Origin of the sequence: Brevibacillus centrosporus (assembly GCF_003710815.1) — a bacterium.
Classification (GTDB): domain Bacteria; phylum Bacillota; class Bacilli; order Brevibacillales; family Brevibacillaceae; genus Brevibacillus; species Brevibacillus centrosporus.
The window spans coordinates 23,189-42,678 of the sequence record NZ_RHHP01000025.1 but is presented as its reverse complement, the minus strand read 5'-3'; the positions used below and the strand labels follow the sequence as shown (position 1 = coordinate 42,678).

Annotated in this window: 22 protein-coding genes; 20 read left to right on the top strand and 2 right to left on the bottom strand. The window is 51.7% G+C overall.

Going from position 1 to position 19,490, the window contains the following annotated elements; all coding sequences use genetic code 11:
- Positions 1–19 precede the first annotated feature (19 nt).
- The 17 genes from EDM55_RS19400 to EDM55_RS19320 all read left to right on the top strand — a co-directional run bounded on the left by EDM55_RS19400 (position 20) and on the right by EDM55_RS19320 (position 15,511).
- The gene (locus EDM55_RS19400) at positions 20–877 is read left to right on the top strand and encodes a 3-hydroxyacyl-CoA dehydrogenase NAD-binding domain-containing protein (RefSeq protein ID WP_122961131.1); all 858 of its coding nucleotides are present in this window, start codon (positions 20–22) and stop codon (positions 875–877) included.
- Positions 861–1,616 (top strand): 3-hydroxyacyl-CoA dehydrogenase family protein, encoded by a 756-nt coding sequence (locus EDM55_RS19395; protein WP_092273691.1) that lies wholly within the window; start codon positions 861–863, stop codon positions 1,614–1,616. Before EDM55_RS19400 ends, EDM55_RS19395 begins: the two co-directional genes overlap by 17 nt.
- On the top strand, positions 1,616–2,812 hold the full coding sequence (locus EDM55_RS19390) for a thiolase family protein (protein WP_122961130.1): 1,197 nt from the start codon (positions 1,616–1,618) through the stop codon (positions 2,810–2,812). The genes EDM55_RS19395 and EDM55_RS19390 overlap by 1 nt, the downstream gene beginning before the upstream one ends.
- A gap of 43 nt (positions 2,813–2,855) precedes the next feature.
- Entirely contained in the window at positions 2,856–4,055 is a 1,200-nt protein-coding gene (locus tag EDM55_RS19385) for a thiolase family protein (RefSeq protein ID WP_122961129.1), read from the top strand.
- A 27-nt stretch (positions 4,056–4,082) separates the two neighbouring features.
- Positions 4,083–4,505, top strand: a complete 423-nt coding sequence (locus EDM55_RS19380) for a thioesterase family protein (RefSeq protein WP_122961128.1) — start codon at positions 4,083–4,085, stop codon at positions 4,503–4,505.
- A gap of 151 nt (positions 4,506–4,656) precedes the next feature.
- A complete protein-coding gene (paaX, locus tag EDM55_RS19375; protein WP_122961127.1) occupies positions 4,657–5,481 on the top strand; it encodes a phenylacetic acid degradation operon negative regulatory protein PaaX in 825 nt (274 codons plus the stop codon).
- A gap of 144 nt (positions 5,482–5,625) precedes the next feature.
- Entirely contained in the window at positions 5,626–6,504 is an 879-nt protein-coding gene (locus tag EDM55_RS19370; RefSeq protein ID WP_122961126.1) for a branched-chain amino acid ABC transporter permease, read from the top strand.
- Positions 6,504–7,517 carry a branched-chain amino acid ABC transporter permease gene (locus tag EDM55_RS19365; RefSeq protein ID WP_092273672.1) on the top strand — a complete coding sequence of 338 codons (1,014 nt, stop codon included), beginning with the start codon at positions 6,504–6,506 and terminating at the stop codon, positions 7,515–7,517. The genes EDM55_RS19370 and EDM55_RS19365 overlap by 1 nt, the downstream gene beginning before the upstream one ends.
- Positions 7,514–8,296: an ABC transporter ATP-binding protein gene (locus EDM55_RS19360; RefSeq protein ID WP_122961125.1), complete on the top strand. Its 783-nt coding sequence runs from the start codon at positions 7,514–7,516 to the stop codon at positions 8,294–8,296. Before EDM55_RS19365 ends, EDM55_RS19360 begins: the two co-directional genes overlap by 4 nt.
- A gap of 4 nt (positions 8,297–8,300) precedes the next feature.
- The gene (locus EDM55_RS19355; RefSeq protein ID WP_092273666.1) at positions 8,301–9,050 is read left to right on the top strand and encodes an ABC transporter ATP-binding protein; all 750 of its coding nucleotides are present in this window, start codon (positions 8,301–8,303) and stop codon (positions 9,048–9,050) included.
- Positions 9,051–9,078: 28 nt separating this feature from the next.
- Complete coding sequence (locus EDM55_RS19350; protein WP_092273663.1) at positions 9,079–10,263, top strand: ABC transporter substrate-binding protein; 1,185 nt, start codon at positions 9,079–9,081, stop codon at positions 10,261–10,263.
- 111 nt (positions 10,264–10,374) lie between these two features.
- Positions 10,375–11,199 carry a methyl-accepting chemotaxis protein gene (locus EDM55_RS19345; protein ID WP_122961124.1) on the top strand — a complete coding sequence of 275 codons (825 nt, stop codon included), beginning with the start codon at positions 10,375–10,377 and terminating at the stop codon, positions 11,197–11,199.
- 127 nt (positions 11,200–11,326) lie between these two features.
- Positions 11,327–12,295, top strand: coding sequence for a 1,2-phenylacetyl-CoA epoxidase subunit PaaA (gene paaA, locus EDM55_RS19340; protein ID WP_092273657.1), 969 nt, complete (start codon positions 11,327–11,329; stop codon positions 12,293–12,295).
- 9 nt (positions 12,296–12,304) lie between these two features.
- Entirely contained in the window at positions 12,305–12,646 is a 342-nt protein-coding gene (gene paaB, locus EDM55_RS19335) for a 1,2-phenylacetyl-CoA epoxidase subunit PaaB (protein ID WP_092273654.1), read from the top strand.
- Between the two features lie 17 nt (positions 12,647–12,663).
- Positions 12,664–13,497: a 1,2-phenylacetyl-CoA epoxidase subunit PaaC gene (paaC, locus tag EDM55_RS19330; RefSeq protein WP_122961123.1), complete on the top strand. Its 834-nt coding sequence runs from the start codon at positions 12,664–12,666 to the stop codon at positions 13,495–13,497.
- 44 nt (positions 13,498–13,541) lie between these two features.
- Positions 13,542–14,045, top strand: coding sequence for a 1,2-phenylacetyl-CoA epoxidase subunit PaaD (paaD, locus tag EDM55_RS19325; RefSeq protein WP_122961122.1), 504 nt, complete (start codon positions 13,542–13,544; stop codon positions 14,043–14,045).
- A gap of 23 nt (positions 14,046–14,068) precedes the next feature.
- Entirely contained in the window at positions 14,069–15,511 is a 1,443-nt protein-coding gene (locus EDM55_RS19320; protein ID WP_122961121.1) for an NAD-dependent succinate-semialdehyde dehydrogenase, read from the top strand.
- Positions 15,512–15,592: 81 nt separating this feature from the next.
- On the opposite strand, the gene EDM55_RS19315 is transcribed toward EDM55_RS19320, so the two are convergent.
- On the bottom strand, positions 15,593–15,976 hold the full coding sequence (locus EDM55_RS19315; protein ID WP_122961120.1) for a carboxymuconolactone decarboxylase family protein: 384 nt from the start codon (positions 15,974–15,976) through the stop codon (positions 15,593–15,595).
- A 78-nt stretch (positions 15,977–16,054) separates the two neighbouring features.
- The gene (locus tag EDM55_RS19310; protein WP_259676099.1) at positions 16,055–16,735 is read right to left on the bottom strand and encodes a Crp/Fnr family transcriptional regulator; all 681 of its coding nucleotides are present in this window, start codon (positions 16,733–16,735) and stop codon (positions 16,055–16,057) included.
- A gap of 201 nt (positions 16,736–16,936) precedes the next feature.
- On the opposite strand from EDM55_RS19310, the gene EDM55_RS19305 reads away from it, so the two are divergent.
- The 3 genes from EDM55_RS19305 to cyoE all read left to right on the top strand — a co-directional run bounded on the left by EDM55_RS19305 (position 16,937) and on the right by cyoE (position 19,374).
- Positions 16,937–17,833, top strand: a complete 897-nt coding sequence (locus tag EDM55_RS19305; RefSeq protein ID WP_092273636.1) for a cytochrome c oxidase assembly protein — start codon at positions 16,937–16,939, stop codon at positions 17,831–17,833.
- 34 nt (positions 17,834–17,867) lie between these two features.
- Complete coding sequence (locus EDM55_RS19300) at positions 17,868–18,326, top strand: DUF420 domain-containing protein (RefSeq protein WP_092273633.1); 459 nt, start codon at positions 17,868–17,870, stop codon at positions 18,324–18,326.
- A gap of 112 nt (positions 18,327–18,438) precedes the next feature.
- Positions 18,439–19,374, top strand: coding sequence for a heme o synthase (gene cyoE / locus EDM55_RS19295; RefSeq protein ID WP_092273630.1), 936 nt, complete (start codon positions 18,439–18,441; stop codon positions 19,372–19,374).
- Positions 19,375–19,490: the final 116 nt, after the last annotated feature.

Genomic DNA, 19,490 nt, shown 5'->3' with positions numbered 1-19,490 from the left:
TGCTAGGAGGTTGAGTAGAGTGGAGAGAAAGACAGTAGGCGTTATCGGGGCAGGGACGATGGGGGCAGGGATTGCTCTCGTTTGCGCCCGCCGGGAACATGGAGTGTTGCTACTGGACGCGAACCAGACTGTCTTGGAAAAAGCGAAGAGCTATCTCATTTCGATTTTGTCCAAGGATGTGGAAAAAGGAAAGATCAGCGAGCAGCAAAAACAAGAGACGTTGGAGCGTGTTCAATTCGTATCCGACATAGAAAAACTGGCGCCAACTGATATCGTGATCGAGGCCGTACCAGAGAGACTCGATCTGAAAAAGAGCATTTTTGGTGATCTTACCCGGATATGCAGAAGCGATGCCCTGCTTTTGACCAATACCTCTTCCATTTCCATCACGGAAATTGCAGGAGGACTGACTCATCCCGAACGAATTCTCGGATTCCACTTTTTCAATCCGGCGCCGGTGATGCCTCTGATCGAGGTGATCCGCGGGAAAAAGTCCAGCGAGGAAAATGTCCAGGCGGCTTATCAATTTGCCGTGGATTTGGGAAAAGTTCCTGTACTCGTGACGGACACCCCTGGATTTATCGTGAATCGCGTCGCGCGACCTTATTATAATGAAGCCCTGCGCATTCTCGGGGATAACGTAGCCAATGTGGAGCAAATTGACCGGATCATGAAGCAGGCAGGCGGTTTCAAAATGGGACCGTTCGAGCTGCAGGACATGATCGGAATCGATATCAATTTTGCGACGACCCAGTCCGTCTATACGGATTTCTTCCACGAAGGACGATTCAAGCCCAGCCGCATTCAGCAACGCATGGTTCAATCAGGCAGCTTGGGCAGAAAAACGGGGGATGGCTTCTATGACTACAGCAAATAAGACAGTTTTGCTCACGGGGGACAGCCCTCTTTACGCAGAGCTGCATCAAATAATGACAGACAGCGGCTATCGCGTTGTGACCCTTGCAGAAGGGGCTGCAGAGCCAGAATCCATTTTTCTGGCAGTAGAAGTAAACAATTTGGACCTGACAGCGAAACAGGAGCAGCTGTCCGAGCTCGACCGCATGCTTTCGCCGTCCGTACCGATCCTTACGACTTCGCTGGCGATTACGGCCACAGAAGCAGCGTCCTGGACAGAGTCTCCTGAGCGCATCTGCGGCTTTGGGACCTTGGTGCCTTTGGCAGAGCGCGCTTTGTTTGAAGTGGCTCCTGCGCTGCAAACAGAGTCAGATGTACTTGAGGTTGTCCAATCGTTCTTTCACTCGCTCGGCAAAGAGGTTGAGATCGTAGAAGATGAGGTCGGCCTGGTTTTCCCACGCATTTTGACACTGATTATAAATGAAGCAGCTTTCACAGTAATGGAGAAGGCTGCGACTCCAGAAGACATCGACACTGCGATGAAAAAGGGAACGAACTATCCGTACGGGCCGCTGGAATGGGCAGATCGCATCGGGCTGGATGAGATTTACGCTATCTCCCGTGGTTTGCATCGCGATTTGTCGGAGGAGCGCTATCGCACAGCTCCTTTGCTGCGCAAGCTGGTATTGGCAAAACGCTATGGTGTGCGCAGCGGTATCGGGTTTTACAGCTATCGAGAAGCCGGTGGAGGTGAAGGGTAATGCCAGCAAACAATGACGTATTTGTAGCGGCAGCAGTACGTACACCGATTGGCAAGCTGGGTGGCAGCTTGAAAAATACCCCGATCGACGATCTGACTGCACATGTCTTGAACGGGGCACTCAGCCAGGCTGGACAGTCAGGAGAAGCCGTCGATGGCGTAATTATGGGGAATGTCATCTCGGCAGGTCCCTTCATAAACATTGCCCGTGTCGGCTTGCTGAAGGCAGGATTGCCGGAGAGCGTACCAGGACTGACCGTAAACCGGGTATGTGCCTCTGGACTAGAAGCAGTCAATCTCGCAGCGCAGTCCATCCAGGCTGGACACAGCAGCGTCATGCTGGCTGGCGGCGTGGAGAACCTGACGCGCTCCCCGTACATCATGGAGAAATTTGAACAGCCATATCAACGCGGTGGCCAGACCCTGATCGAGTCCTTTGGCGGTCCGCGTTCAGCACCCATTTCTCTCTACGGCGAACTGACGATGGGGGATACCGCGGAAAACGTGGCGGAGCAATTCGGGATCAGCCGCGAGGATCAGGATCTTTTTGCCGCTGAGAGCCAGCGTCGTGCAATAGCGGCGATCGATGCCGGGCTGTTTCGCGAGGAAATTGTCCCTGTGACCCTGCGTGGCAAAAAAGGGGAAGAGACGATTTTTGACACGGACGAGTTCCCGCGCCGTGATTCCAGTGTGGAGTCACTCGCCAAGCTGAAACCGGCATTCCGTAAAAATGGCAGCGTCACCGCAGGAAATTCTTCCGGAATCAACGATGGTGCGGCTGCTTTGCTGCTCATGAACCAGGAAAAGCTGAAAGAGTCCGGTTTGGTACCATTGGGCCGAATCGTTCACTTTGTGAGTGCCGGTGTAGATCCGCGTATCATGGGCATCGGACCTGTCGCAGCCATCCGCAAGCTGCTGTCGGAAGTAAATATGACGGTTGATCAAATCGATCTGTTTGAGCTGAATGAAGCCTTTGCTTCCCAATCGCTGGCTTGCATGCGCGAGCTGGGTCTTCCTGCTGACCGAACCAACGTAAACGGGGGAGCCATTGCATTGGGACATCCACTAGGCTGCAGCGGCGCTCGTCTGGCGGGAACCATCCTGTATGAGCTGCGCCGTCGCAAAGGACGTTACGGGGTTGTTTCCCTGTGCATTGGCGGAGGGCAAGGACTGGCGACTTTGGTAGAAGCGCTATAGAGCTGTATAGGAGAAAACCTAGGACAGGATGGAGGAACCATAGATGAATACACCTGTAATTATCGATGCTGTACGGACACCGATTGGCCGCATTGGGGGAGCCCTCAAAGACGTGCGCCCGGACGATCTCGGAGCACATGTAATCAGCAAGCTATTGGAGCGTAACGCTATTGATCCTGCATCGATTGACGACGTCATTTTCGGCTGCGCCAATCAGGCGGGAGAGGACAACCGCAACGTAGCGCGTATGTCTCTGCTGCTGGCTGGCGTGCCAGTGGAAGTGCCGGGTGTCACAGTAAACCGACTGTGCGGTTCCGGACTGGAAGCGGTCAACCAGAGTGCATTTGCGATCAAAGCAGGGGCAGGCAAGGTCTACATCGCGGGAGGCACAGAGAGCATGACTCGCTCCCCGCTGGTAATGATGAAGCCGAGCACTGCTTTTCAACGCGGCAATCAGCAATTGGTCGATACGACACTGGGCTGGCGTCTGGTAAACGATAAGATGAAAGAAATGTATCCGCCGATCAGCTTGGGTGAAACGGCTGAGAAGGTGGCTGAGCAATACGGAATCAGCCGTGAAGATCAGGATGCGTTTGCGCTGCGCAGCCAGCAAAACTATGCGAAAGCACTGGAGCAAGGCAAATGGGAAGCGGAGATCGTTCCCGTGGAAATCCGTGGACGCAAAGGCGATGTCACTGTGTTTGAGCGCGATGAGCATGCGCGTCCAGAGACGACCATCGAGCAGCTGCAAAAGCTGAAACCGGCTTTTCAGGCAGATGGTACCGTAACGGCTGGTAACTCCAGCGGACTTAATGACGGGGCCTGCGCGATGCTGATCATGGATCAGGAAGCTGCCCTGGAAGCTGGCTTGAAGCCGCGTGCACGTATCGTAGCTTCTGCCGTTGCAGGGGTTGATCCGTCCGTGATGGGAATCGGACCCGTGCCAGCTACTCGCAAGGCGCTGAAGCAGGCTGGGCTGACGATTGATCAGATCGATCTGTTTGAATTTAACGAAGCCTTTGCCGCTCAGGCAGTCGCTAGTGTACGTGAGCTTGGCGTGAATCCTGAGCTGGTAAACGTAAACGGCGGCGCGATTGCACTGGGGCACCCACTCGGCGCAAGCGGTGCGCGTATTCTGACCACCCTGCTGTATGAGATGGAGCGCCGCGATGCTCGCTACGGCTTAGCTGCGATGTGCATTGGTGTGGGCCAAGGGATCGCGACGATTATCGAGCGCGTGTAAGGATCGACCGGACAGGAGGTTGCTGCTTTGAAAAAGGAACTGCAGCCAGGGACGACAGCGGAATTCACTGTGACGGTCACAGAAGAAATGTTCCCTGTCTTTGACGGCGAAGTCATTCATCCCGTGTTGTCGACGGTCAGCATGATTTACTACATGGAGAAAGCGGGGCGCTACGTCCTGCTTCCCCATTTGGAAGAGCATGAGGAAGGCTCCGGCTTTGGCATCGAGGTCAAGCATGTCGGACCAGCTGTGGCAGGGCAAAAGGTTACCTTTCGCGCCGTTTGCGTGGAGGTGACGGAGAAGCGGGTTGTCTGCGAGGTAACGGCAGACACCTCCTGCAACTGCGTCGGAGTAGGACTGTTTACACAAGCGATTTTCAACAAGGAAGACATGCATCGTCGATTCCAGAAACTTCAAGCGGAAATCGACGAAAAAAATAACCAGAATTGATTGACTCTTCGCAAACGTTTTAATATAATGACGTGAGAAAAGCGTTATATAATTATTTCGTTATATAACCTGGATCGATTCACGCATATGCAAAGAATGTGATACAATTTCTCATCAGTGAGTGATGAATCGATCTGGGGGTAGAAGAAAAGTGAAGCCACAATCCATGCTGTTTACGATTTATGGGGAATACGTCCGCCATTACGGCAGTGAAATCTGGATCGGCAGTTTGACCAAACTCATGGGAGAGTTCGGTTTATCAGAGCCAGCTGTTCGCGCCGCGATATCTCGGATGCTTCGCCAGGGCTGGTTGGAGTCACGGAAGGTAGGAAATCGCAGCTTTTATTCCGTATCCGAACGCGGCAAGAAACGGCTGGAGGAGGCGGCAGCGAGGATCTACAAAGTAGAATCGAGCGCTTGGGACGGCAAGTGGTGCATGGTCAGCTACAACATTCCCGAAGAGCGCAGGGCACTGCGCGATCAACTGCGCAAGGAGCTTGGCTATATGGGCTTTGGCATGCTGACGACGAGCACATGGATCAGCCCGAACAATCTGCGCGAAGCGATTCAGGAGCTGACGGAGACCCAAGAGATTACCGAGTACGTGGAACTGTTTGCTGCTGAGCATGTTGGCTGGAGCGATCCCAAACAGCTGGTGCAGAAATGCTGGAATATCGATGAGATCAATGCGAAGTACAAAGAGTTCATCGACAGCTACCAAGCCGAATACGATGAGCTGGAAGAGAGAATTCGCCAAAAGAAGGAAGTTCCTGATAGCCTGTGCTTTGTGAACAAAACGAAGCTGGTCCATCAGTATCGCAAATTTTTGTTTATCGACCCTGATTTGCCACAGGAATTACTGCCAGAGCTATGGTTAGGCAAAGAAGCGGACAAGCTGTTCCAAAACTACTATCAGTTGTTAAATCCCGGGGCCGTTCGTTTCTTTGAGACCGTGTATGAAGCTGCGCCAGTATAAACAAGGCACAAGCTGTACACTAGAAACGCCCTAGTAGATGCTAGGGCGTTTCTAATTATTTGTTAGATTTCCATATTATAAAATGTAAGCGTTTCATATGGGTGATTGTAGAAAGTTTGAATTTTGAGGGGGTACATCACGACTATGACGGAGCTTTTGCAGTACGTCGCAAACGGTTTGGTTAGTGGAGGCATCTACGCCATCGTCGCTGTAGGTTTTATCACGATCTACAACGTCAGCAAAGTGATCAATCTGGCACAGGGAGAATTTTTGATGCTGGGAGGGATGGTCACCGTTGCTATGATCGGCATGAATGTCCCGTACGCTCTGGCGGCTTTTCTGGCGATCCTCATCGTCACATTGATCGGGGTGCTGATGCAGAAATATGTAATCGCTTACGTGAAAAAGGCAAGCCCGATCAGCTTGATCATTTTGACCATCGGGATATCCACCCTGATCCGCGGTTTGGCGAGCTTGATCTGGGGCAAGGATGCGTACTCTCTCGATCCGATTACCAGCAACCAGCCGTTTTCACTCGGGGGCGTCAATATCGCCCAGCAAAGCGTATGGATTCTCGCGGCTGTACTGATTGTGCTGTTCCTGCTGTGGTACTTGATGGACAAGACCATGCTCGGGAAAAAGATCAACGCCTGTTCGGTCAATCCGATGGCGGCTCGTCTGATGGGGATCAGCCCCGCGAAAATGAGCATGCTCGCCTTTGGGATCAGCGGGGCGACAGGAGCCATTGCCGGTATCGTAATTGCACCGCTCAGCGTGACCTCGTATGACATCGGTGTGCTGCTCGGAATCAAAGGCTTCTCTGCTGCTATTCTCGGAGGGCTGGGAAATCCACTCGGTGCAGCGGTAGCCGCTTTTATTCTTGGAATCGTCGAATCGCTCGGGGCAGGCTACATCAGCTCCGGTATGAAAGACGCCATAGCTTTTCTGGTGCTGATCGTGATGCTTTTGGTCAAGCCGTCCGGCATCTTTGGAGAACGTAGTGTAGGGAAAGGAGGGCTATGATGAAACAACTGACGAAGAAGTGGGGAAAAAGCTTAGGGATTTACTTGGCACTCATGATCATTTTTCCGTTTGTCATGCCGGATGAGTATTACCGCTCGGTTGGAATCATCATCGGTTTGCAAGCCATCGTCGCCATCGGACTTTGCCTGGTAATGGGACTTGCGGGCCAAATCTCGCTCGGACAAGCTTCCTTCTGGGGAATCGGTGCCTACACGTCGGCGGTTCTGACGACCAAGTTCGGGTTGACCCCGCTGGTAGGCTTGGTAGCCTCTGCGATTGTTCCAGCAGTGTTTGCCTTCATCCTGGGCAGGGCGATTGCTGGCTTGCAGGGGTACTACCTGGCGATGGCGACCCTCGCTTTCGGCTACATTGTCCAGATCGGTATACAAGAGTGGGAGCCGGTCACGGGCGGAGCAAGCGGCATGATCAGCATTCCGCAGGTTCCCTTTTTCGGAGGCAGCGAGCTTTCAATGTACTACCTGATCTGGGGAATCGTTACCTGCGTGCTGCTCTTCTCGCTGAATCTGATGCATTCCCGCATCGGACGGGCGTTCCGGGCGATTCATAAAAGCGAGGTTGCCGCTACTTCCATGGGTATCGATGTACGAAAATTCAAGCTGAATGCTTTCGTCGTCAGCGGTATGTTTGCCGGGATCTCCGGCGGTCTGTACGCGCACTACATGGGAATTCTCGATCCGCAGCCATTTGGCATGCATGAATCCATCAAGTTTTTGACGATGGTGGTCATCGGCGGTATGACGAGCATCTGGGGGGCGTTGATCGGAACCTTGGTCATCGGCTTCATCAGTGAAGGACTCGTGATGCTGAGCGAGGTAGTTCCAGGCTTGCAAGGGGACGTCGATACGATTGTGTTCGGGGGCATTTTGGTGCTGATCGTGATGTTCATGCCGGAGGGTCTGGTGCCGCGGATCCGCTCCCTGTATGAAAAAGCGCAGGCCAAAAAAGCCGCTGCCAATGCAGAACAGCGGGTGGAAAGGAAGGCTGCCATATGACGACACTGCTGACTGTACAAGACCTTTCTCGAGATTTCGGCGGAGTACGCGCTGTGAATCACGTCGATTTTGAGGTGAAGCAGGGAGAGATTCTGGCTCTGATTGGTCCAAACGGCGCAGGGAAGAGTACGGTTCTCAACATGGTGTCAGGTGTCATCCCACCGTCTGAGGGAGAAATTCGTTTTGCCAATCAGCTAATGACCCGCGTACCTGGATATGAATACGCCAAATTGGGAATTACGAGAACCTTCCAAAACCTGCAGACCTTTGACGATATGACAGTCCTGGAAAACGTGATGGTAGGAATGCACACCAAGACGCATTCGAGTTTGTTTTCTTGCGGAATGAGCTTGACGACTGCTAGACGGGAAGAGCGGACGATGCAGGAGCGGGCGCATACGTGGCTGGAAAAGGTAGGGCTCTCTTCGCTGGCCTCCTCGCATGCGGGCAGCTTGCCGTACGGGAAGCTTCGTCTGATGGAAATCGCCCGTGCGATGGTAGCGGAGCCGAAGCTGCTGCTGCTCGATGAACCTGCAGCCGGTCTCAATCATACCGAGACGGCAGAGATGAGCCGCATGTTCCAGGAGATTCGTGAAAATGGAACGGCAATTCTTCTCGTCGAACACGACATGGACATGATTATGACCATCGCTGATCGCATCGTCGTTTTGGATCAGGGCAGCAAAATTGCGGAAGGAACCCCGCGTGAAATCCAGGAAAATCCGTGTGTGATTGCAGCATATCTCGGAACAGAAGAACAGGTAGAGAGTCGGGGGTGAAGAGATGGGAAAAGCGATACTGCAAGTGAGCAACATGAAGGCGCGATATGGACCCGTCGAAGTCCTGCACGGGATCGACCTGCAAGTAAACGAAGGTGAAATCGTATCGCTCCTCGGCTCAAATGGAGCGGGCAAAACGACACTACTCAACTGTATCTGCGGACTGCACGATGCCAAAGAGGGAAGCGTACAATTCCGCGAGCAGGACATTACCCGCGTGCAGGCCGAGCTGGTTGTGGCGAGGGGAATGGCGCATGTGCCTGAGCGCAGACAGATATTCTCCACATTGACCGTCGAAGACAATCTGTGGCTGGGCGCCTCTCATCGAATGCCCAAGACAAGCAAGCGAGACATCGCCAAAGAAATGGAGACGGTGTACGAGCGTTTTCCGATCTTGGCGGAGCGCAAATGGCAGCTGGGAGGGACGTTGTCGGGAGGTCAGCAGCAAATGCTGGCAATTGGCAGAGCGCTGCTTTCCAGGCCGAAGCTGCTGCTGTTGGACGAGCCTTCCCTAGGTCTTGCACCGCTCATCGCCAAAGAAATTTTGACGATCGTGCAGGAGATTCGCTCCCAGTGGGGGACAACAGTTCTTTTGGTCGAGCAAAATGCCCGTGCTGCATTGGCGATTTCCGATCGAGCGTACGTGCTCTCTACGGGAGTCGTCATGCTGGAAGGCACAGCTGAGAAAATCAGCAACGATCCGCGTGTGCAATCAGCCTATCTGGGACATGCCCATGATGCGGTTGGACAATAGAAAAAGAAAAATGATAGGGGGATTATTCATGAAAAAAAATCAATCGAGGAAGTGGCTCTTTCCAATCGCACTCGCTTCCATGGTCTTGCTCAGCGCTTGTGGTGGCGGTGCAAAGCCGGCAGCAGAAGCAGGTGCAGCAGGCGGCAAAGAACCGATTAAGCTGGGTGCCGTGTTCTCATTGACGGGTCCAAACAGCCCGCTCGGTGTACCTGAGAAGCAGGCAGTAGAGATGCTGGTGAAAGAAATTAACGGCGCAGGCGGTGTAGATGGCCGTCCGGTCGAGGTCGTTTTTGAAGATGACAAATCCGACAATACAGAAGCGGTAAAAGCAGTCAAGAAGCTGGTTTCCAAGGAAAAAGTCGTGGCTTTGCTCGGTTCCTCGGGCAGCGGTCCTTCCCTGGGAATGGCGGAATTTTCCCAAGCGGAAAAAATTCCTCTGATCTCGATGGCAGCGGCTGATCAGATGACTAATCCCGTTCGTGCAGGCATCTTCAAAACCCCACACACGGACGTGCACGGAACGAAGCGCATCTATAAATACTTGAAAGAAAAAGGCATTACCAAAATCGCTCTGCTCAACGACAGCAACCCATACGGCAGCGGTTGGACTCAGCAGCTGCAAAAATACGCGCCTGAGTATGGAATCACGATCGTAGCCGAAGAAAAATACGGAACCAAAGATCCGTCCATGAGCTCCCAGCTGACGAAGATCAAAGGAACGGATGCACAAGCACTGATCGTGGCGGGAACGAATCCAGGACCTGCAACGATTGTAAAAGAAGCAAAGCAGCTGAACCTGAGCATTCCGATCATCAGCTCCCACGGTTCTGCTAACAGCAAATTCCTCGAGCTCGTCGGCGATGCTGGCGAAGGTGTCCTGATGGTAGCGGGCAAGCTGCTTGTTTCTGACCAAATCGCTGCGGACGATCCGCAGGCAGCCATCGTGAAAAAATTCGTAGACGGGTACAAGGCAGCCTACAATGTAGAGCCAGACGGTTTTGCAGGCTATGGCTACGACGGCTTGAACCTGATGGTCGAAGGACTGAAGCAGGCAGGCGGCGATGCGTCCAAGCTGAATGAGGTCCTGGAGAAAGTGAAGTACGTCGGGGTAACCGGTGAATTCGTGTTCTCTGCAGAAGATCACAACGGCCTCACGGAGGACAGCATGATCATGGTTGAAGTCAAGGATGGAAAATTTCAGATTCTTAAATAAAGAACGACAAGGCTGAAGGGTAAGACGGCTGTTCTTTCCGCAACGGACAGATGCGGGAAGAACGGCTGTTTTTGTCCACGCCTTCCTATCACATTCGCAGGAGGAATGAATATGTCCCTGTTAAATAGCGTGTTGATGGCAGCTCCGATTTTGCATAAAGCTTTCTTGTTCGATTGCATGGTAGGGGTGACGGACAGGGAGAAATTTTTGGCGTACTATCCCGCATCTGATCTGAATCTAGGGATCAAGGTTGGAGATCAGCTCCGAGCGGGGAGTATCAATGCGACGGCGGTAGCAGAGAATCGCAGAGTCGTGCGTAAGATTGGAAAAGAGGTGTACGGGATTCCCTATATTGCGGTAGGGTATCCAATCGTTGAAAACGGCCAGGTGGTCGGGTGCTTGGCCACTGGCGTGACGACAGACCGAGAAGACCAGCTGCGCGCACTGGCTGAAAACTTGACGGGGGCGCTCGAAAATATTGCGGTGCACACAGAAAGTCTGGCAAAAGAGGCGAACGATTTGGCACAAGCAAGTCATATCTTGTCCGATACTGCCGTAACGATGGAAAAGAAGATTGCCGAAACCTCCCAAATCAATCAACTCATTCGCGACATCTCGACTCGCTCCAACGTGCTGGGGTTGAATGCGGTGCTGGAAGCAGCACGGGCAGGAGCAGCAGGAAGGGGTTTTTCCGTCGTGGCGGAAGAGATCCGTAGGCTTTCCCAGACGACTTCAACGTCGGCCAAGAGCATTTTTCGCATATTGGATGAAATGAACGAGCTTGTAGGTACCGTCACTGGTGAAATGGAGAAAACGATGAATCACAGCCTGCAGCAGTCCACTCGTATTCAAGAGCTGGATGCAGTCATGCAGCAGCTGCGGAAAATGGCGGAGCAACTGAGGGAAACCGCAATGTCTACAGGGAGAATGGAATAATTCGTCTGGCTTGAAAACGATTACACCTATTGCAGAATCGTATGACGTTATGTTATTATAACGTTATAAAAACGTATTATAAATTATATGCCATAGACAAGCGATGAACGTAAAGGAGGTCTTCACCATGAATACACAGTTGGAACATTCAGATCTGACAGAAGATGCCAAAATGGAAGCGTTTTTAGCGAAAATTGACCGCGGTGAAAAAATCGAAGCGGACGACTGGATGCCTGACGATTACCGTAACCAATTGATCAAACTGATTTCCATGCACGGCATCAGCGAGATCATGGGGGCATTGCCAGAAAAGGAATGGGTACCGAAAGCTCCCACCCTGCGCCGCAAGCTGGCGATCATGGCAAAGGTACAGGATGAGATGGGACACGGACAGCTGCTCTTGCGTGTCGCTGAGGACTTGATTGCTCCACTGGGTAAAACGCGTGAGGACATCATGCAAGATCTGTTCGCTGGCCGCTTGAAATTTCATAATGTGTTTCACATGGAAGCGCCTACATGGGCGGACGCGGGTGTAATCGGATGGCTCGTTGACGGAGCGGCGATCATTACGCAATCCATGTCGCTGGATACTTCCTACGCACCTTATGCACGTGCCCTGCACCGGATCTGTGCGGAGGAGAAATTCCATGCACAGCACGGGGAGAGTATCGTACTGGAGCTGGCGGAGGGTACAGAAGAGCAGCGCCAAATGCTGCAGGAATCGATCACTCGCTGGTGGCCATCCCTGTTGATGTTCTTCGGACCGCCTGAGAACGGCAACATCACCAGTAACCAAGCGTCGAACATGCGCTACAAAATCCGTTCGCAAACCAACGAGGAGCTGCGTCAAATCTTCCTGAAGAAGTATTTGCCACGCATCTTCCACCTTGGCTTTACCGTTCCAGATGAAACGATCTACTTTGATGAAGCAGAGGATAAATGGATTTACCAGCAGCCAGATTGGGAAGAATTCAAGCAGATTGTCAAAGGAAAAGGCCCACGTTCTGCCCACCGACTGCACTTGCGTGAAATGTCCTATGAAGAAACCAAATGGGTGCGTGATGCGATTCTGTCGTATGGCCGCCAGGTAGGGTAGGTGAGTGCGATGAGTAACCAAACCAACAACGAGAACTTTGTCATCTATGAAGTGTTTAGCCAAAAAACGGTAAGCGCCTCATTTGTACACCAATTTAGTCTCTTGGCACCAAATGCGGAAGTCGCGCTTTCCATGGCACGGGAAAACTTCTTGCGCCGCGAGCCTTGTTTTAACCTGTGGGTGGTCAAACGAGACGACATCCACGGACTGCCGCCAGAGGAGCGTCCTTTCCTGGAGCGTCTTGACAACAAGAGCTATCGGGAAACAAAAGGCTACGGCGATTTGCAAGGCAGATGGCGCCGTCATAAAGATGAGTACGAGGCACAGCACAACACCAAAAGTGGCAGCTAAGAAGGAGGAACATGATCATGGGCGAACTTCTACAGGTAGAAACTGCACAAGAAGCTTTGAAAAATCAGGAGTATACGCAAGCCTTGGTTGATCTTCTCTTCCAGCTTGCCGATGACGATTTTATTTTGGCTTACCGTGGGTCGGAATGGCTCGGCCTTGCACCGCATATTGAAGAAGATGTAGCGTTTTCCTCCATGGCTCAGGATATGATGGGACACGCGGTTATGTACTACGAAATGCTCGAGGAGCTCGGTGTAGGCAAAGCTGACGACCTGGCGCAGCTTCGCGAGGCATCTGCTTTCCGCAACGCCATTCTAGTCGAGCGCCAAAACGGTGCTGGCGGGTACAACGACGATCCGCACTACGACTGGGCTTACGCAATCGTGCGCAGCTATGTATACGGCTTGCACAAAAAGGTTCGCCTGGAATCGCTGCTCAAGTCCTCTTATTCTCCACTCACGCTGATCAGCCGCAAAATGCTGACGGAGCATCGCTATCACCTGATGCACTGGCAAGTATGGCTGAAGCAGCTGGCAAACAGCACACCGGATGCTCGCGCACGTCTGGAAGCAGCGATCGCAAAAGTATGGAGCGACGCAGGAGAGCTGAGCGATCTCGGTCCGAATGCAGCTTCGATCACGGGCTTTGGTCTGATTGAAGCGGAAGCAACTCTTCGCGAGGTTTGGCTCAAAGAAACCCAAGCTATTTTTGAAGCGGCGAATCTGAGCTGGCCGGGTGAGCCGGGAGCAGCTAAGGAGCGTGGCCGCGCCGGGGAGCACACCGCTGATCTGATACAAGCATTGGCTACTCTGTCCGAGGTATATCGCATCGATCCGGCAGCAAGCTGGTAAGAAAACGCGAGCGAGGACGATGGCAATAAAAAGGAGTGATCTGCATGGCGCAAGTAAATGAGCACGTTCATGAACATCAAGAGGCGACATGCTGGGAGCTGCTGCAGGAAGTGAAAGATCCAGAGATCCCAGTGATTAGCATGGTGGAAATGGGCATGATTCACAAGGTGAAGGTAGAATCCGGCGTCGCTTACGTAGAAGTTCTGCCTACCTTTGTCGGCTGTCCCGCTCTGGAAATTATGAAGAAGAACATCTCAGAGAAACTGGTGGAAGGGGAAGGGATTAACGAAGTACAGGTGCGTTTTGTCTACGACCCTGCCTGGACTTCCGATCGGATCGCCTTGGATGCCCGAGATAAATTGAAGAGCTTCGGCATCGCCCCGCCACCTGTTGGCTTTCAGCCTGGAGATACATGGGAAGTGACCTGTCCTTACTGTGATTCTCCGTATACAACGATTGAAAACTTGTTTGGACCCGCAGCCTGCCGCAGTATTTTGTATTGCAAGCACTGCAAAAATCCGTTTGAGGCTCTAAAACCAATCTATTAAGGGAATTGAGAGGAGCGAGTGTCATGGGAGAGAGCAAGCAAATGTATATCAATGGGGAATGGGTATCTGCTGAAAGCGGAGAATTCCTTCAGATCATCAACCCAGCAACAGGAGAATCCGTCGGGTCCGTTTCATTTGGGGACGGCCGCGAAGCCAAAAAGGCAATCGATGCAGCACATGAGGCATTTGGCACTTGGTCTCGCCTGACAGCACGTGAACGCTCCAAGTATCTGTACAACTTGTCTGAGCTCGTAAAAAGCCACCGCGATGAGCTGGCTGGTCTTATCTCCGCTGAGATGGGAAAACCGCTCGGTGAAGCCAAAGGGGAAGTGCTCGGCGCAGCTGACAACTTCGTCTGGTATGCTGAGGAAGCGAAGCGCGTATACGGCGAAACCATCCCATCTTCGGTAGCGAACAAACGCATCATGGTTCTGCGCCAGCCTGTCGGTGTGGTGGGTGCCATTACTCCTTGGAACTTCCCGGTGAACATGGTAGCGCGTAAAATCGCTCCAGCGCTTGCGGCAGGCTGCACAGTCGTACTGAAGCCAGCTGAAAGCACACCATTGTCTGCCATCCGCTTGTTTGAACTGATCGAGCAAGCTGGCTTTCCAAAGGGTGTCGTAAACCTCGTCATCGGAAAGCCGGAAGCAATCGGAGATGAGTTCATCAACAATCCGAAGCTCAGCAAAATCGGCTTCACCGGATCCACTCGCGTAGGGAAGCTCCTGATGGAAGGTGCAGCGAAGCAAGTGAAGCGCGTGAGCATGGAGCTTGGTGGTCATGCCCCGTTCATCGTATTTGCTGATGCGGATCTGGATGCAGCGGTAAAAGGTCTGTTTGAGAGCAAATTCCGCAACTCCGGTCAAATGTGCATTTGCACCAACCGTCTGTACGTGCATGCCGATGTAGCAGATGCCTTCACAGAGAAGCTGGTTGAGCGTCTGAAAAAGGCAAAGGTAGGCGACGGTCGTCAAAAAGAAACCGAAATCGGTCCACTCGTCAACGAACGTGCACTGAACAAGGTTCTGGAGCACATCGAAGACGCAAAAGGAAAAGGCGGCCAAGTCGTATACGGTGGCGCACGCATGACAGAAGGCGATTATGCGAAAGGCTTCTACTGCGAGCCAACTGTCATCACAGACGTAACCGATGAAATGAAAATTTCCTACGAAGAAACCTTTGGTCCGGTAGTGCCAATCGTTCGCTTTACCGATGAAGCAGAAGTGGTAAAACAGGCAAACGATACCCGCTATGGACTGGCAGCGTACGTCTACACTCGCGATAATTCCCGCTGCTTCCGTATGGCTGAGCTGCTGGAGTACGGCATCGTCGGCATCAACGACGGCTCGCCAACACAAACGCAAGCACCATTCGGCGGCTTTAAAGAGAGCGGAATCGGTCGTGAAGGCGGACACTTCGGAATGGATGAGTATTTGGAAACGAAGTTCGTATCTTTCGGACTGTAATAAACGAAATACAAGAAAGGGGCAATCCCAGAGTAGCTGGTCTACTCGGGATTGCCCTTCTTTGTCGGTTATGAGAACTCTTTAACAAAAACACTCAGGCCCCGTGCTACCATTTCCCTCTATAGTTCGCAGGGGGTGAGGGCGGTTGAAGGCGATCAGGGCTTGTGTGGCATGACTGAGGACCGCGCCAGCTCTGGTAGTAGCTGCGACAAGCACGGCCTCCACGATTTCCTCTGGCGTACCTCCTAATTCCTTATACCTTTGAACATGCGTATCGATGCAATAGGGGCAACCCGTGACATGCGCAACGGCGACGGCTATAAGCTCCTTAGTCTTTAACGGAATCGCTCCCGTGGACGTATAGACCTCTTGTTCAAATGCCAAAAAGGATGAAGAAGCACGAGGGGCAAGCTGCACCAGCTCAGGAATCTTTTTCAGGTCATCTTGGTGGTAATAGTGACTCATTAGAAATACCTCCTTATCGAGTGTGAACTTCTAGCATGATCATTGTATCGATGTGAAAAGGAGGTTTCCGTGATAAAGTCACAGAGGCGATGTATAAGAAAGTAATTTGTTGGAGTCGGTTACAGCTATTCTTCCTCGCTGCACGATAATGGCGCCATCATGCACAAAATCTCTCAACAGTCGACTAACTACTTCACGGGCTGTGCCGAGTTCAATGGCCATTTGCTCGTGCGTAGTCTCAATCCATTCTGAGGCAGTTCGCAGCTCGTTTTGACGCAAGATGAGATAAGTCGCGATACGCTCACGGACGGAGCCAAAAGCAATCTGCTCAAGTAAGCTAGATACATGTGTAAACCTGTCCATGAACTGTCTGTAAACATACTGTCTAACCGGTTTGTAATCATTCATCCATTCTCTGAAAGACTCAACGGGAAAAAGCAGCACCTCGGTATCTGTCTCAATTTCTACGGAGGCTTCGTACTCCATTTCTCCCAAAATGCTTGCCATCATGAGCACACAGCATTCTCCCGACCGAACGCGATAGAGTGTCACTTCTCTTCCAGAAGAACCGATTTTATAGATTCGAATACAGCCTGACAGGATAAAGATTGCATGCGTCAAATAATGCCCTGTCGTTATGGGATGCAGGGTGGAGGGAGATACACGAACGGTTTCCGCCAGTGACCAATCCGTGGGAGAGAGTGCCGAGAAGCAGGGGAAATAGCGAATGGCATCATTCACTTTCAGAGGATCCATCATAACCGCCCCTAAATGATCGTTTTGTCCAATTATAGTTTATCATAGGGAAGAGGTGTTCCTATCGGTCTTGAAGTTATTGCCACAGCTCGTCCTAGGTATTTGTCAACACTTTGTTCATTTTTAGTCGAGAAAGTACTTGGGTTCAACGGTATAATGGAGAATGTATAGAGGGACCCTTTCTAGTATGAAGGGAGGATATTCATGGATAATCAGCAGCACCTGCATGGTTTGCCATCAGGAGCAGGCGGCGCGACCTTTTCCGACTTATGGAGTCCGGATGTCATGTTGCTGACCTTGCTCTTTGCGGTTGCCTATTTTTTATTGACGGGTCCGTTTCGCCAAAAGCTTGCCCATGCCAAACCGGCATCAACGAGACAAAAAATCTTGTTTGTATTTGCGTTGATTCTGTTTTATGCGGCACAAGGGAGTCCCATCAGTTATTACGGCCATCATTACCTGTTTAGTCTTCACATGCTACAGCAATCGATTCTTTATTTTGCATTGCCACCGCTTGTTTTGTTGGCCATTCCAGAGTGGCTCCTGGCGAGGGTTTTTCAGCCGAAGGTCATGCGGACTATACTTAACCTCGTGACGCACCCGTTGGTGGCTGCCCTGTTGTTCAATACACTGTTCTCTTTCTACCATGTTCCATTCATTTTTGACGCTGCGTCCCAGAACCATGAATGGATGTCCGTCTACCATATTGTGCTGCTGCTAGCTGCCTTTGCGATGTGGTGGCCGATTGTCAGCCCGCTTTCCGATAGTAAAAAGCAACTGGCGGGATTGAAAAAGCTCACGTACATCTTCGCCAATGGCGTATTGATCACGCCAGCCTGTGCGCTGATTATTTTCGCAGAGAACCCGCTGTATACTACGTACATGCAGGCACCTCAACTGTTTGAAAGCCTGACGACCTTCAGTGATCAGCGACTGGGCGGAATCATCATGAAGCTTGTCCAAGAGCTTGTTTACGGATCTGTGCTTGCCTACGTCTTCTACAACTGGTATAAACAGGAGAAGCAGGACGATCTTCCTATGGAACAGCAGTCTGCCTCCCTTATAATGAAATCGCCTGCTGCAGAAGATGGCAGCGTTTGAAAAAGAGACGTAATTACGTGAATGAGGTGTAGAAATGTCCATCTTGTTGCCTACGATAAGTACATCGTTTATCGTCATTAGCGGCATCCTGGTTGCTTTTGGCTGGTACGCGGTTGCGAAGCGACAAATTGAGAAGCATATGAAAATCATGAAGTGGGCCGCCATCTGTGCGACGATCTTCTTCATTACTTACGTATCCCGTACGGCTTTTGTAGGGAACACGCATTTCGGTGGACCGGATAGTCTCAAGCCGATCTATCAAACCTTCCTGATCTTCCATATTACCCTGGCAACGGTAGGGGGAGTGATGGGATTGATTACGCTGCGATTCGCGTACAAAAATGAGATTGCAAAGCATAGAAAGATCGGTCCGTGGACGTCGATTATTTGGTTTGTTACAGCCATTACAGGTGCTACCGTCTACACACTGCTTTACTTGATTTACCCGGGTGGGGAGACGGCTGGCGTGCTTGACGTTATCTTTGGAAGGTAATGGAAGTACACCCGGCAAGTTGACTTGCTTTACGGGCATTGGCTACAATGAAAGTTAGTTTGTCTATTGCAAATTCGGATGTTCAGATAGATTCAGACAGGAGGTACAAACTGTGGATCAGCGAGTAACGATGCAAGATTCGCTTGAAGCTGATACTGTCTTGCAGGCGCAATCGGTACAACAGGCAACATGGCGCGACTACTTAGAACTGACAAAGCCTGGTATTACCATGTCCAACCTGATGACCACTTTTTCTGCTCTGTGGTTGGCATCATTCGGTTTTCCAGACTGGAAACTGGCGATCCTCACCATGCTTGGCACCGCTTTGGTGATCATGTCTGGTGCGGCGTTAAACAACTTTTATGATCGCGAACTCGATTTGAAAATGAAGCGTACCAAAACCCGGGCGGTTGCTACCGGGCGCATTTCCCCTCGGAATGCATTACTGGTAGGGATTGGCTTATTGCTCGCGGGTCTGGCTGTTCTCGCAGTCTTCGCGAACCCGTTGGCAGCGGTTTGGGGATTGATCGGACATATTTTTTACGTGCTGATCTATACACCGCTCAAACGTGTTACAACGTTGAATACGGTCATTGGCGGTATTTCCGGTGCAGCTCCGCCCGTTATCGGTTGGGTAGCGGTTACGAACAGTATGGATCCCGCTGCATGGCTGCTGTTCCTGATCATGTTCTTGTGGCAGCCGCCGCATTTCTTGGCGCTGGCTATGCTGAAAACCGAAGAGTATCGCGCAGGGAATTTGCCGATGCTGCCAGTAGTGAAAGGCTTTGCAGAAACCAAGCGTCAAATGGTGCTGTGGGGCTCTGTCCTGTTCCCAGCGTCTCTTCTGCTCTTCATTCACGGAAGCGTAGGCTACGTTTATTTGATCGTCATGGGAATTATGGGCATCGTGTACATGGTGCTTCTGTTCCAAGGCTTCCGTGCCAAGGATGATTTGGCGTGGGCACGCAAGCTTTTCGGCTACTCCATTCTGTATTTGACTGTCTTTTGTGCAGCCATCGTCATCAGCACCATGGTGCACTATTATTGACACATATCACTCACGAAATGTTCACGGAACATCCCTTGCTTAGCAGGGGATGTTTCATTAATGTAAGAGAGGACAAACGCAAGAGGTCTTACGCACGACAGACCTCCATCCTCACA

Coding starts and splice junctions, on each gene's coding strand:
- EDM55_RS19395 (WP_092273691.1), top strand. CDS start 861: ATGACTACAGCAAATAAGACAGTTTTGCTCACGGGGGACAGCCCTCTT.
- EDM55_RS19390 (WP_122961130.1), top strand. CDS start 1,616: ATGCCAGCAAACAATGACGTATTTGTAGCGGCAGCAGTACGTACACCG.
- EDM55_RS19385 (WP_122961129.1), top strand. CDS start 2,856: ATGAATACACCTGTAATTATCGATGCTGTACGGACACCGATTGGCCGC.
- EDM55_RS19370 (WP_122961126.1), top strand. CDS start 5,626: ATGACGGAGCTTTTGCAGTACGTCGCAAACGGTTTGGTTAGTGGAGGC.
- EDM55_RS19365 (WP_092273672.1), top strand. CDS start 6,504: ATGAAACAACTGACGAAGAAGTGGGGAAAAAGCTTAGGGATTTACTTG.
- EDM55_RS19360 (WP_122961125.1), top strand. CDS start 7,514: ATGACGACACTGCTGACTGTACAAGACCTTTCTCGAGATTTCGGCGGA.
- EDM55_RS19355 (WP_092273666.1), top strand. CDS start 8,301: ATGGGAAAAGCGATACTGCAAGTGAGCAACATGAAGGCGCGATATGGA.
- EDM55_RS19350 (WP_092273663.1), top strand. CDS start 9,079: ATGAAAAAAAATCAATCGAGGAAGTGGCTCTTTCCAATCGCACTCGCT.
- EDM55_RS19345 (WP_122961124.1), top strand. CDS start 10,375: ATGTCCCTGTTAAATAGCGTGTTGATGGCAGCTCCGATTTTGCATAAA.
- paaA (WP_092273657.1), top strand. CDS start 11,327: ATGAATACACAGTTGGAACATTCAGATCTGACAGAAGATGCCAAAATG.
- paaB (WP_092273654.1), top strand. CDS start 12,305: ATGAGTAACCAAACCAACAACGAGAACTTTGTCATCTATGAAGTGTTT.
- paaC (WP_122961123.1), top strand. CDS start 12,664: ATGGGCGAACTTCTACAGGTAGAAACTGCACAAGAAGCTTTGAAAAAT.
- paaD (WP_122961122.1), top strand. CDS start 13,542: ATGGCGCAAGTAAATGAGCACGTTCATGAACATCAAGAGGCGACATGC.
- EDM55_RS19320 (WP_122961121.1), top strand. CDS start 14,069: ATGGGAGAGAGCAAGCAAATGTATATCAATGGGGAATGGGTATCTGCT.
- EDM55_RS19315 (WP_122961120.1), bottom strand. CDS start 15,976: ATGAGTCACTATTACCACCAAGATGACCTGAAAAAGATTCCTGAGCTG.
- EDM55_RS19310 (WP_259676099.1), bottom strand. CDS start 16,735: ATGATGGATCCTCTGAAAGTGAATGATGCCATTCGCTATTTCCCCTGC.
- EDM55_RS19305 (WP_092273636.1), top strand. CDS start 16,937: ATGGATAATCAGCAGCACCTGCATGGTTTGCCATCAGGAGCAGGCGGC.
- EDM55_RS19300 (WP_092273633.1), top strand. CDS start 17,868: ATGTCCATCTTGTTGCCTACGATAAGTACATCGTTTATCGTCATTAGC.